10 protein-coding genes and 2 tRNA genes are annotated in these 13,013 nt (G+C 59.9%); 8 read left to right on the forward strand and 4 right to left on the reverse strand.

Translation table 11 applies throughout. The annotated features are described in order from the left end of the window. Positions 1-128: 128 nt before the first annotated feature. A complete protein-coding gene (locus FFH90_RS03700; protein ID WP_138866698.1) occupies positions 129-2,063 on the forward strand; it encodes a methyl-accepting chemotaxis protein in 1,935 nt (644 codons plus the stop codon). Positions 2,064-2,159: 96 nt separating this feature from the next. Here the strand turns inward: FFH90_RS03700 and FFH90_RS03705 are convergent, their stop codons facing one another. The 4 genes from FFH90_RS03705 to FFH90_RS03720 form a co-directional block, all read right to left on the reverse strand. Continuing rightward, a complete protein-coding gene (locus tag FFH90_RS03705; RefSeq protein ID WP_138866699.1) occupies positions 2,160-3,725 on the reverse strand; it encodes an iron ABC transporter permease in 1,566 nt (521 codons plus the stop codon). Then, positions 3,725-4,735 (reverse strand): extracellular solute-binding protein, encoded by a 1,011-nt coding sequence (locus tag FFH90_RS03710; protein WP_018928496.1) that lies wholly within the window; start codon positions 4,733-4,735, stop codon positions 3,725-3,727. The genes FFH90_RS03705 and FFH90_RS03710 overlap by 1 nt, the downstream gene beginning before the upstream one ends. Positions 4,736-5,063: 328 nt before the next feature. Beyond that, positions 5,064-5,150 (reverse strand) — tRNA-Leu (locus FFH90_RS03715). A gap of 165 nt (positions 5,151-5,315) precedes the next feature. Further along, positions 5,316-5,402, reverse strand: a tRNA-Leu gene (locus FFH90_RS03720). 226 nt (positions 5,403-5,628) lie between these two features. On the opposite strand from FFH90_RS03720, the gene rnr reads away from it, so the two are divergent. From rnr to dnaB, 7 genes are all read left to right on the forward strand, one after another. Further along, on the forward strand, positions 5,629-8,259 hold the full coding sequence (gene rnr / locus FFH90_RS03725; RefSeq protein ID WP_018928495.1) for a ribonuclease R: 2,631 nt from the start codon (positions 5,629-5,631) through the stop codon (positions 8,257-8,259). After that, a complete protein-coding gene (gene rlmB, locus FFH90_RS03730; protein WP_018928494.1) occupies positions 8,256-9,023 on the forward strand; it encodes a 23S rRNA (guanosine(2251)-2'-O)-methyltransferase RlmB in 768 nt (255 codons plus the stop codon). Before rnr ends, rlmB begins: the two co-directional genes overlap by 4 nt. A gap of 234 nt (positions 9,024-9,257) precedes the next feature. Further along, positions 9,258-9,680, forward strand: coding sequence for a 30S ribosomal protein S6 (rpsF, locus tag FFH90_RS03735; protein WP_007939579.1), 423 nt, complete (start codon positions 9,258-9,260; stop codon positions 9,678-9,680). A gap of 28 nt (positions 9,681-9,708) precedes the next feature. Next, positions 9,709-9,939 carry a 30S ribosomal protein S18 gene (rpsR, locus tag FFH90_RS03740; RefSeq protein WP_002551829.1) on the forward strand — a complete coding sequence of 77 codons (231 nt, stop codon included), beginning with the start codon at positions 9,709-9,711 and terminating at the stop codon, positions 9,937-9,939. Positions 9,940-9,975: 36 nt separating this feature from the next. Then, positions 9,976-10,869 (forward strand): hypothetical protein, encoded by an 894-nt coding sequence (locus tag FFH90_RS03745; RefSeq protein WP_111455423.1) that lies wholly within the window; start codon positions 9,976-9,978, stop codon positions 10,867-10,869. Between the two features lie 19 nt (positions 10,870-10,888). Next, positions 10,889-11,335, forward strand: a complete 447-nt coding sequence (rplI, locus tag FFH90_RS03750; protein ID WP_007939577.1) for a 50S ribosomal protein L9 — start codon at positions 10,889-10,891, stop codon at positions 11,333-11,335. Between the two features lie 136 nt (positions 11,336-11,471). Further along, complete coding sequence (dnaB, locus tag FFH90_RS03755; RefSeq protein WP_019650685.1) at positions 11,472-12,869, forward strand: replicative DNA helicase; 1,398 nt, start codon at positions 11,472-11,474, stop codon at positions 12,867-12,869. The last annotated feature ends 144 nt before the right edge of the window (positions 12,870-13,013 follow it).

A 13,013-nucleotide genomic window follows, 5' to 3' on the forward strand; every position in this document is an offset into this window, starting at 1 on the left:
ATGTAAAACACAAAGGCCCCTTAATCGGGGCCTTTGTCGTTTATGCCTGTTGGACGGCATGACCTTTGCTGTGAATATTGCCTTCAGAATGCCATCAATTTAATGGCGTTAGAGTAGAGGGATTTCCTGTGTCGGCCGTTCTCTCACTGTTACAAAGCCGTTTGTTGCGGCCCGTGTTCGTTACCCTTGGTATCGCCCTTTTGGTGCAGGTGCTGGTGGCTGTCGCTCTGACCCGGAGCACGGTGACTGCGCTGGAAACCGATCTGGGCGTGCGCTTGGGCTCCGATAGCCAAAAGCTCTCCGGTGAGCTGGAGCAGGCGGGGCGTGAAGTCACGTCGAGCCTGGATAACCTGTCCAGCAATACCCGTCAGCGCCTGACCGCTGGGCTGTCTTCACGTTTGAAAGACGAGCAGGCTCAACTGCGTACGACGCTGGAGAAGGACCTGAAGGACTCGGCCAATGACATGGCGCAACTTCTGGCGTCGGTCGCACCCCGCGCCATGTGGGACAGCGACATTCCCACCCTGTCCGAATTCGCTCGCCGCGCCCAGCGCAATCCCAACGTGTTGTTCGTGGTCTATGACGACGCCACGGGCCAGCACCTGACGCGCTATCTCAACCGGGAGAACGCGATCAACAAGGCGCTTCTGGAGAAAGGCCAGGGCGAGCGGGCGTTGGACAAGGTGCTGGACGCAGCGAAGAGCGATCCGTCGGTCTACTACCTCGAAGCCTCGATCAGTCCCAATGGCGTGGAAATCGGCAAAGTCTTGATGGGGGTCTCAACTGCCTCTGTGGAAACCGATCTGGCGGCGCTGGACAAGCGCTTCTCGGCGCTGATCGCCAGCAGCGATCAATTGGTGGGTGACAGCCTCAAAGGTGCGGCGGCCGACAGCGCAACGGCGATGCGCGGACGTCTGCAATCGGCGCAGTCCACTGCTTCTGAAATGAAAGTCAACACCACGGGCGCCGTACAGGAAGCCGCAGGGGCTTTGCGCTGGCGCATCGGCATGGGCCTGGCGGTGGTGGGTTTCGGTGTGCTGCTGTTACTGGCGGTGGTGCTGGGGCGTCGAGTGGTCAATCGCCTGAAAATGCTCATTGTCGCGATGGATGACTTGGTGGCAGGCGAGGGCGACCTGACCAAGCGCGTGCAGATCAACAGCCAGGACGAGATCGGCGACATGGCCTCGGCGGTCAATCGCTTTGTGGATAAATTACAGCCGATCGTGCGTGAGGCGGGTGATGTGGCCCAGCGTACCGGTGTGGAAATCGGCGCCATGACTTTGCGTAATGCTGGTGCCGATGCGGCGGCTGGCATGCAGCGCGATGAAGTGGCCGAAAGCCTGCGCGCGTTGTCGCAAATGGCTGACGAGGCCCAGTCTGAAAGCCACGCCATGCAGGCCGCTTTGCAGCAGGTGGTGGGCATTCGTCAGGCCACGGATGAGAACACCCGGACTTCGGCGAAGGTCGGTAGTCTCATCGAGGCATTGGCCGGACAGGTCGACACCGGCGCGAAAGTCATCGAGCGCCTGGCGCAACAGAGTGAGCAGATTGAAGTGGTGCTGACGGTGATTCACGGGATCGCCGAACAAACCAACTTGCTGGCACTGAATGCGGCGATTGAAGCGGCGCGTGCCGGCGAGACCGGTCGCGGGTTTGCTGTGGTGGCGGACGAGGTGCGGGCGCTGGCGAGCAAGACGCAGAGCTCCACCGGTGACATTCAGGCGCACATCGTTGCACTGCAGCAGGGCGCGCGTGAGGCCGTCGCGGCAATCGGGCAGGCTGGGCGTCAGGCCAGCGAAGGTCTGCTGGTGTTGCGCGATAGCGCGCGGTTGCAACAGTCGGTGCAGGCGTCGGTCGAGCAGGTGCATGCGGCGATCGGCCTGGCGACCCAGGCCGCGGCGCATCAGGCGCAAGGTGCGCAGGCCGTGCGTGGGCGGGTTGAGACCATCCATGCTCAAGCTGAGAAAGCAGCTCAGGCGGTGGTGGAGACCACGGCCAGCGGCAAGGTGCTGGATGGGTTGGCGGCGCAGCTGAAGGCGAGCCTGGGGCAGTTCAGGGCTTAGGTTTCTCGTTCGCAGGTCTGGTGCCTTCGCGGGCAAGCCTCGCTCCTACAAGGGCTACGTAATCCTTGTAGGAGCGAGGCTTGCCCGCGAAGCTTTTCAACGACTCAAATACATCCGCGTCGTCAGCAGATACACAGGCAACCCCGACACCACAATCAACAACGCCGCATAAGGCGCCGCCGCCGCGAACTCCACATTCGCGGTATGCGCCCAGACTTCCGTCGCCAGCGTATTGAGCCCGGTCGGGCTCAGCAGCAGCGTCGCCGTCAGTTCCTTCATCGCATCCAGAAACACCAGCGCAAACGCTGCGCCCAGGGCGGGAAAGATGATGGGCAGGGTCACCCGACAAAACGCGCTGAAAGACGACGCCCCCAGCGTGCGTGCGGCCTCTTCCAGTTGCGGCGCAGCCTTGTTCAGGGCTGTACGAATCGGTGCCTGCGCCAGTGGCAGAAACAACAGCGCATAGGCAATCAGCAGCAACGCCGAGGTCTGGTACAGCACTGGCACATAATGCAGGGCGAAATACACCAGGGTCAGCGCAATCACCAATCCCGGCAGTGCATGCAGCAGATACGGCAAGCGCTCGGCCCAGATTGCCAGTCGGCCTTTATGGCGCACCACCAGCAACCCCACCGGCACCGCCAGCACCAGGCACAGCGCAGCGCCGCCGAGCGACAGCGCCAGCGACGAGAGCAATGCCTCGCTGATCGCGGCCACCGGGAACGCTGCCGACGAACCCACCATCAACCAGTACGCCAGCATTCCCAGTGGAATGCCGCTGCCGATGATCGCCAGCAGCAAGCAGTAAAGTTGTCCCACAGCCGTCCACGGCCCGAGGCGAACCTGCTCCGCATGCCGCGCAGCGCCCTGGCCGGTGCGTACGTGACGGCCTTTGCCGCGCACGCGTAACTCAAGCCATAGCAGCACCAGGCACAGCGCCAGCAACACCGCAGAAAGCATCGCTGCATTGGCGTTGCTGAATTCCAGTTCGAACTGCTGATAGATCGCCGTGGTAAAGGTTTGCAGGCCGATGATCGACAGCGCGCCGAACTCCACCAGCATGTGCAGCGCAATCAACAGTGAACCGGCCAGCAGTGACGGCCAGAGCAGGGGCAGGGTGATTTTGAAGAATACACCCCAACGATTCTGCCCCAGGGTGCGGGCAGACTCTTCAAGAGAGGGGTCGAGATTGCGCAGCGTTGCCGCGACCGGCAGAAAGATCAGCGGGTACTTGGACAGCGTCATCACCAGAATCGCCCCGCCCAGCCCTTCGAAGTGAGCACTCAGGGATACCCAGGTGAAGCTGCTGACAAATGCCGGCACCGCGAACGGCAGGCACAGGATCACGCCCCATAATCGCCGTCCCGGCAGATTGCTGCGCTCCAGCAGCCAGGCGAGTGACAAGCCAATCACACCGCAGGCCAATGTGACGCCCAGCATCAGCGCCAGGGTATTGCGCAGCAGGCCAAACACGTAGGGCCGCCACAGCAGATGCAGTGCCTCGGCCCAGCCGGCTTGCCAGGTTTTGAGGCCGATATAGGCCAGCGGCAACAGGCTGAGTACCACCAGCAGCAGAACCGGTAGCAGTAGCCAGATCGACGGCCGCTTGCGCCTTGGCATGTAACCCCCATGCGAAGCGGGGGCGGATAACGAGGCGCTCATCAGTTCAAGCCAACGTCACGTTCCAGGTCCAGGGCTTCTTCGGCGTTGCCGAGATCGGCTGGCGTGACGTTCGGCGCTTGCAGTTCGCTGAACGGCTTGAGACCGCGATCCGATTCCATGCCCTTGTGCAGCGGGTATTCAGCGGTGGTCTGGGTGATCACACGCTGACCTTCTTCGCTGGCCATGTAGGCGAGCAATTGCTGGGCTTCTTTTGGATGTTTGCTGGATTTCAGTACGCCAGCGCTGGAAACGGTGATCAGTCCGCCGACGTCGCCACCGGTGAAGTAATGCAGCTTCGAGTCGAGTTGGCCTTTTTCACGCTGTAAGGCGAACCAGTAGTAGTTGTTCACCAGCACGGTGGCGACTTCGCCATTTTCCACGGCTTTCAGTGCAACCATGTTGTTGCTGTAGGTTTTGCCGAACGCACGCAGGCCGGTCAGCCATTCTTCGGCGGCGTCCATCCCGTGGACCTTGATAATCGCCACCGCCTGTTCCTGGAAGGCGCCGCTGCTGGGCACGAAGCCGACCTTGCCTTGCCATTTTGGATCGGAGAATTCCATGACCGACTTGGGCAGGTCTTTTTCGTCGATCAGTTTAGGGTTGAAGGCGACGACCCGGACCCGCGCGGTGATGCCGATCCAGGTGCCATTGCCGGCAACGTAGTCCTTGGGCAGGACTTCAAGTGTGGCGGCATCGGCTTTCGCCAGCAGGCCTTGTTCGCCGAGCTTGTTCAACGGTGGCGATTCTTCGGTGTAGATCACATCGGCAGGGGAGCGATCGCCTTCTTCGACGATCTGGCTGGCGAGTTGGTTGCTGCTGCCCTTGCGCACATTGACGTGAATCCCGGTCTTGGCTTCGAAGGCTTTGGCGACGGCGTCGCCGACTTCCTTGTGTTGACCGTTATAGAGTGTCAGGGAAACCGGATCGGCGGCTTGGGTGAGGGGCGTGGCGAGTGTCAGGCCGAGGAGGGTGATGGTCAGGCCGCGGCGCAGGGTATTTCGAAGCATCATTCGCAGGGTTCCTCACTGTCGCATTGCAAAAACTTGAAACAATGATAAACGATATTGCTTCTCAAGTGCGCCTTGCAGGGCGGGTGAGGGTTTGCTAGAGGGGCTGGTGCAGATCTTTGTGGCGAGGGAGTTTGCTCCCGTTCGGCTGCGGAGCAGTCGCAAAACCGGGCAATAAGGTTTGACTGAAAGAATGAGGGGGCTGTTTCGCAGCCCAGCGGGAGCAAGCTCCCTCGCCACAAGGGGCGGCTATGGCTTCAAAGGCCAGAAACGCAAAAACCCGCTTTCGCGGGTTTTTGTGAAATTCAAGATCGTGACCTTGAATTTGAATTGGTGCCCAGAAGAAGACTCGAACTTCCACGACCTTGCGGTCACCAGCACCTGAAGCTGGCGTGTCTACCAATTTCACCATCTGGGCATGATCTTCAGCGTTGCCGCTGTTGATGTGGCGCACTATACGGAGAGCATTTTGATCTGTAAACCCCTGATTTAATTTTAATAATTCAGAAGCCTGAAATGCAAAAACCCGCTTTCGCGGGTTTTTGTGTGAGCCTTGAAATTGATCTAATCTCAAGCTCGAAATTGGTGCCCAGAAGAAGACTCGAACTTCCACGACCTTGCGGTCACCAGCACCTGAAGCTGGCGTGTCTACCAATTTCACCATCTGGGCAGTATCGGCAGCGCTAGTGCGTCGTCGATGGCGCGCACTATACGGAGCGTCTTTTTAACTGTAAACCCCCGTCATCAAAAAAACCTGGAAAATTTTACCGGCGGCATTCAAATCAGCTTCGCGGTGTCGATAAAGGGCTTTAGATGGGCTGTCATAGCCTGAAATTTCCCGTTTCATTACGCCTATGCCAAACTAACCCGCATATAGACAAGGTGAAAACTCTCTAATGGCCGATTGGCAGTCCCTCGATCCCGAGGCCGCTCGTGAAGCGGAAAAATATGAAAACCCTATTCCTAGCCGCGAACTGATCCTTCAGCACCTTGCTGATCGAGGTTCGCCTGCTAACCGCGAGCAGCTGGTCGAAGAGTTTGGTCTGACCACAGAAGACCAGATCGAAGCCCTGCGCCGCCGCCTGCGCGCCATGGAGCGCGACGCTCAACTCATCTACACCCGTCGCGGCACTTATGCGCCGGTGGACAAGCTCGACCTGATCCTGGGCCGCATCAGCGGTCACCGTGACGGTTTCGGCTTCCTGGTCCCGGACGACGGCAGTGACGACCTGTTCATGAGCCCGGCGCAAATGCGCCTGGTGTTCGATGGCGACCGTGCCCTGGCACGTGTTTCCGGCCTCGACCGTCGCGGTCGCCGCGAAGGCATGATTGTCGAAGTGGTGTCCCGTGCCCACGAGAGCATCGTCGGTCGTTACTTCGAGGAGGGCGGTATCGGTTTCGTCGTCGCAGACAATCCGAAGATCCAGCAAGAAGTGCTGGTGACGCCAGGTCGCAACGCCAACGCGCAGATCGGCCAGTTCGTTGAGGTGAAGATTACCCACTGGCCGACGCCACGCTTCCAGCCGCAAGGCGACGTGGTCGAGGTGGTGGGCAACTACATGGCGCCGGGCATGGAAATCGATGTCGCCCTGCGCACCTACGATATTCCGCACGTCTGGCCTGAAGCGGTCTTGAAAGAAGCCGCCAAGCTCAAGCCTGAAGTCGAAGAGAAAGACAAAGAGAAGCGCATCGACCTGCGTCATCTGCCGTTCGTGACCATCGACGGCGAAGATGCGCGCGACTTCGATGACGCGGTCTACTGCGAAGCCAAACCGGGCAAGCTGCGCCTGTTCTCCGGTGGCTGGAAGTTGTACGTGGCGATTGCCGACGTTTCCAGCTACGTGAAAATCGGTTCGGCGCTGGATAACGAATCCCAGGTTCGCGGCAACTCGGTGTACTTCCCCGAGCGCGTGGTGCCGATGCTGCCTGAGCAGTTGTCCAACGGCCTGTGCTCGCTGAACCCGCACGTCGATCGCCTGGCCATGGTTTGCGAGATGACCATCTCCAAATCCGGCGAAATGACCGACTACTGCTTCTACGAAGCGGTGATTCACTCCCATGCCCGCCTGACCTACAACAAGGTCAGCGCCATGCTGGAAACGCCGAAAGCCACCGAAGCGCGTCAGCTTCGTGGTGAATACACCGACGTCCTGCCGCACCTCAAGCAGCTGTATGCGCTGTACAAGGTTCTGCTGGCGGCTCGTCACGTGCGCGGCGCGATCGATTTCGAAACCCAGGAAACCCGGATCATCTTCGGTTCCGAGCGCAAGATTGCCGAAATCCGTCCGACCGTTCGCAACGATGCTCACAAGCTGATTGAGGAATGCATGCTGGCGGCCAACGTGGCCACCGCCGAATTCCTGAAAAAGCACGAAATCCCTGCGTTGTATCGCGTCCACGACGGCCCGCCGCCGGAGCGTCTGGAAAAACTGCGCGCCTTCCTCGGCGAGCTCGGCCTGTCCCTGCACAAAGGCAAGGACGGTCCGTCGCCGAAGGATTACCAGGCTTTGCTCGCGGGCATCAAGGATCGTCCGGATTTCCACCTGATCCAGACCGTCATGCTGCGTTCGTTGAGCCAAGCGGTGTACAGCGCCGATAACCAGGGTCACTTCGGCCTGAATTACGAAGCCTATACCCACTTCACTTCGCCTATTCGCCGCTACCCGGACTTGCTCACGCACCGGGCGATTCGCAGCGTCATCCATTCGAAAATGGACACCCCGCACGTTCGCCGTGCCGGTGCGATGACCATTCCGAAAGCGCGGATCTATCCGTACGACGAAGCGACCCTGGAGCAGCTCGGCGAGCAGTGCTCGATGAGCGAGCGCCGTGCCGACGAAGCCACTCGCGACGTAGTGAACTGGCTCAAGTGCGAGTTCATGAAAGACCGCGTGGGCGAATCGTTCCCGGGGGTGATCACTGCCGTGACCGGTTTCGGCCTGTTCGTCGAACTGACCGATATTTACGTCGAAGGCCTGGTGCACGTCACCGCGCTGCCGGGTGACTACTACCACTTCGATCCTGTGCACCATCGCCTCGCCGGTGAGCGTACCGGTCGTAGCTTCCGCTTGGGCGACACCGTTGAAGTGCGCGTCATGCGCGTCGACCTCGACGAGCGCAAGATCGACTTCGAGATGGCCGAAAAAACCATCAGCGCACCGATCGGTCGCAAAAAGCGCGGCACTGAAACCGCAGCACCTGCTATCAAAACAGCTGCCGAGCCAGTACTGGCCAAGGCCGGGCGTCGTCCGGCCAAGGAAAAGGCCGTCGAGGCCTATCGTCCGAGCGATGCGGCGGCAAAAAATGCCGAGTTGCGCAAAAGTCGTGAAATGAAACAGGCATTGCTGTCTGAAGCGAAAAGCGGCGGTAAAGCGGCGTCTGGGGGAAAGACCGGACGGTCGGCGCCTGACAAGGCCTCCGGCGGCAAGCCAGCCAAACCGAGCAAACACCGTAAAGGCCCGCCAAAAGCGGGTTCCGCTCCAGCCGCCAGAAGCGGCGGGGCGCGTAAACCTAAGGCCAAGTCATGAGTCAGTTGGAAAAGATCTACGGCGTGCACGCGGTAGAAGCGTTGCTGCGTCACCACCCAAAACGTGTCAAGCAGATCTGGCTGGCTGAAGGCCGCAGCGATCCGCGCGTTCAGACGCTGATCGAACTCGCTGCCGAAAATCGCGTGGCTGTCGGTCAGGCTGAGCGTCGCGAGCTGGACGCCTGGGTTGAAGGCGTGCACCAGGGCGTGGTGGCGGACGTGAGTCCGAGCCAGGTCTGGGGCGAGGCCATGCTCGACGAGCTGCTCGATCGCACCGAAGGCGCGCCTTTGCTGCTGGTGCTCGACGGCGTGACCGATCCGCACAACCTCGGCGCTTGCCTGCGTTCGGCCGATGCGGCCGGCGCGCTGGCGGTGATCGTGCCGAAGGACAAATCAGCCACGCTGACCCCGACGGTTCGAAAAGTTGCTTGTGGCGCGGCGGAAGTGATTCCGTTGGTCGCCGTGACCAACCTGGCGCGCACCCTGGAAAAACTCAAGCAGCGCGGCTTGTGGGTCGTCGGTACGGCGGGCGAGGCTGAACAGGATCTGTATCAGCAGGACCTGACGGGCCCGACCATCCTGATCATGGGTGCCGAAGGTAGCGGCATGCGCCGCCTGACTCGCGACCTTTGCGACTATTTGGTGCGCCTGCCGATGGCTGGCAGCGTCAGCAGCCTCAACGTGTCCGTCGCCACCGGCGTCTGCCTGTTCGAAGCGCTGCGCCAGCGTGGCGTCAAAGCCGCCGGGACCGCCAAAAAGTCCTGAGACTCCTCTGCAGGAGTCGCCGCAGGCGGCTCCTGCAAGTGTTCGGCTTTCCAGTCGAAGTGATTGTTCAAATAATCACCAATTGCCTTGCACCTCCCTCGACCCTTCTCTACAATTGCGCCCCTTGCTGTGACGGCAGGCACGCATGTGTCTATCGCAAGCAAGTCCATAAGTGTCATTCACTCCTTGTCTGACCGCTTTTGAGCGGCAGGCTACAACCCGTAAGGAGCATTCATGCGTCATTACGAAATCATCTTTTTGGTCCACCCGGATCAAAGCGAGCAAGTCGGCGGCATGGTTGAGCGTTACACCAAGCTGATCGAAGAAGACGGCGGCAAAATCCACCGTCTGGAAGATTGGGGCCGTCGTCAACTGGCCTACGCAATCAACAATGTTCACAAGGCTCACTACGTGATGCTGAACGTTGAGTGCACTGGCAAGGCCCTGGCCGAGCTGGAAGACAACTTCCGCTACAACGATGCAGTGATCCGTAACCTGGTCATCCGTCGCGAAGAAGCCGTTACCGGCCAATCCGAGATGCTCAAGGCTGAAGAAAACCGCAGTGAGCGCCGTGAGCGTCGCGACCGTCCTGAGCACTCCGACGCTGAAGGCGTTGACAGTGATGACAGCGACAACAGCGATAACGCTGACGAGTAATCCACGGACCTTTTGAGGAGCCTATTACATGGCACGTTTCTTCCGTCGTCGTAAATTCTGCCGCTTCACCGCTGAAGACGTGAAAGAGATCGATTACAAAGATCTCAACACTCTGAAAGCTTACGTATCCGAGACCGGCAAAATCGTTCCAAGCCGCATCACCGGTACCAAAGCACGTTATCAGCGTCAGCTGGCCACCGCTATCAAGCGCGCCCGCTTCCTGGCCCTGCTGGCCTACACCGACAGCCACGGCCGCTGAGACCGGGCAGTCGACACGTAGCAAAGGATTGAATGCATGCGCGCCTTAGCTGAGTTCATCATGCGCGGCCGTATGCAGGCCACTCTGGTAGTGGCCGGATGCGCAACATTGCCGTTGTTGTATTGGTTGGGGGCTGCCGCTGGATGCCTTGTGCTCCTGCGGCGCGGATTGAAGGACGCCGTTGGCGTACTTGCTCTGGGACTGCTGCCGGCGTTGATCTGGTGGCTTTTCTTCGATGATCCACGGGCACTTCTGGTGCTGCTGGGGTCTTCGAGCCTTGCGTTGGTTTTGCGCGCAAGCGAGTCCTGGAGCCGCGTGCTGCTGGTCAGCATAGCGATGGGGTTGGTGTTTTCAGTGGTGCTGGGGGCGGCTTTTGCGCCCCAGATCGAGATGCTGGCGCAGGCTTTGATAAAAGTCATGCCGTCGCTACTCGGTGAGGTCTACCAGCAATTGTCGGTAGACGAGCAAGCGCGCTTTGCGTCCCTGATTGCACCGGTCCTGACCGGCCTGATTGCGGCCTTGTTGCAAATCGTCAGTGTGCTGAGCCTGATTGTCGGGCGCTACTGGCAGGCGTTGTTGTACAACCCGGGTGGTTTTGGTCGCGAGTTTCGCGCCATCCGAATCCCGCTGGGACCGGCGATGTTGCTGCTGGCGTTAATGCTTCTGGGGCCAAATCTTGGCCCGCAGATGGCCATGTTGACGCCGTTGTGCAGCGTACCGCTGGTGTTCGCCGGGCTGGCCCTGATTCACGGGCTGGTGGCGCAAAAGCGACTGGCCAAGTTCTGGCTGGTGGGGTTGTACGTCACGCTGTTGCTGTTCATGCAGCTGATCTATCCGTTGCTGGTGGTTCTGGCCATCGTCGACAGCCTGATTGATTTTCGCGGTCGTTCGGCACCGAAAGATGCCGATAGCGCGAACGGTGAAGGTTAAAAGTTAAGAGGATTTTCACATGCAACTGATCCTTCTGGAAAAAGTCACCAACCTGGGCAACCTGGGTGACAAAGTGAACGTTAAGGCTGGTTACGGTCGTAACTACCTGCTGCCATACGGCAAAGCTACCGCTGCGACCCCAGCCAACCTGGCTGCGTTCGAAGAGCGTCGCGCTGAGCTGGAAAAAGCCGCAGCAGACCGTAAAGCATCGGCTGAAAGCCGCGCCGCCCAACTGGCTGAGCTGGAAGTGACTATCACTGCCACCGCCGGTGACGAAGGCAAGCTGTTCGGTTCGATCGGCACCCACGACATCGCTGATGCACTGACCGCCTCTGGCGTTGAAGTTGCAAAAAGCGAAGTTCGTCTGCCGAACGGCACTATCCGCAACGTAGGCGAATTCGACGTAGCCGTGCACCTGCACGCCGAAGTTGAAGCCACCGTACGCGTTGTCGTGGTAGCAGCTTAAGCAGCACTTGTCGGCTGGCACCCTCGGGTGCTTGCCGGTAACATCGGGCACGATCCTGTTTACAGGTCGTGCCCTTTGTCTTTCTGCAGTTCCTGATTTTCACAACCTCTGCTTCTCCTGAATAAACCAAGTGGCCATGAACGATATCTCCGCTCCCGAGCAATACGATCTGCAAACCGCTGCCCTGAAGGTGCCGCCGCATTCCATCGAGGCCGAACAGGCCGTGCTCGGTGGGTTGATGCTGGACAACAACGCCTGGGAACGCGTGCTCGATCAAGTCTCCGACGGCGATTTCTATCGGCATGACCACCGCCTGATCTTCCGGGCCATCGCCAAACTGGCGGACCAGAACCAGCCAATCGACGTCGTGACCCTGGCCGAGCAATTGGACAAGGAAGGTCAGACGTCTCAGGTCGGCGGTCTCGGTTACCTTGGCGAACTGGCAAAAAACACGCCGTCCGTCGCCAACATCAAGGCCTATGCCCAGATCGTTCGCGAGCGGGCAACCCTGCGCCAGTTGATCGGCATCAGTACCGAAATCGCCGACAGCGCTTTCAACCCTGAAGGCCGCACCGCCGCCGAGATTCTCGACGAGGCCGAACGGCAGATCTTCCAGATTGCCGAGGCTCGTCCGAAAACCGGCGGCCCGGTCAGCGTCAACGACCTGCTGACCAAGGCCATCGACCGCATCGACACCTTGTTCAACACCGACAACTCGATCACCGGCCTGTCCACCGGTTACACCGACCTCGACGAGAAGACCAGTGGCCTGCAACCGGCCGACCTGATCATCGTCGCCGGCCGTCCGTCCATGGGTAAAACCACCTTTGCGATGAACCTGGTGGAAAACGCCGTGCTGCGCAGCGAGAAGGCTGTCCTGGTTTACTCCCTCGAGATGCCAGGCGAATCGCTGATCATGCGTATGCTGTCGTCCCTCGGTCGTATCGACCAGACCAAGGTCCGGGCCGGTCGCCTGGAAGACGACGACTGGCCACGCCTGACGTCGGCGGTCAACCTGCTCAATGATCGCAAGTTGTTCATCGACGACACGGCGGGTATCAGCCCCTCGGAAATGCGCGCCCGGACCCGTCGTCTGGTGCGTGAGCACGGTGAGATCGGTCTGATCATGATCGACTACCTGCAACTGATGCAGATCCCGGGGTCCAGTGGTGACAACCGGACCAACGAGATTTCCGAGATCTCCCGGTCCCTGAAAGCCCTGGCCAAGGAATTCAACTGCCCGGTGGTGGCACTGTCCCAGCTAAACCGTTCCCTGGAACAACGCCCGAACAAGCGCCCGGTGAACTCCGACTTGCGGGAATCGGGAGCGATCGAGCAGGACGCCGACGTGATCATGTTCGTTTACCGGGACGAGGTGTATCACCCGGAAACCGAACACAAAGGCATTGCCGAAATCATCATCGGCAAGCAGCGGAACGGCCCGATCGGCTTTATCCGCCTGGCCTTCATCGGCAAATACACCCGATTTGAAAACCTGGCGCCGGGTAGCTACAACTTCGACGACGATGAATAACTGTGGCGAGGGGGCCTGTCGGAACGCCGCACCGCCCCGTTCGGCTGCGAAGCAGTCGTAGATCCTGAATTTGCGGTATCACAGATAAACTATGGGGGCCGCTTCGCAGCCCAACGGGGGCAAGCCCCCTCGCCACAAGGGTTA

This window comes from Pseudomonas sp. ATCC 43928, assembly GCF_005938665.2.
Taxonomy (GTDB): domain Bacteria; phylum Pseudomonadota; class Gammaproteobacteria; order Pseudomonadales; family Pseudomonadaceae; genus Aquipseudomonas.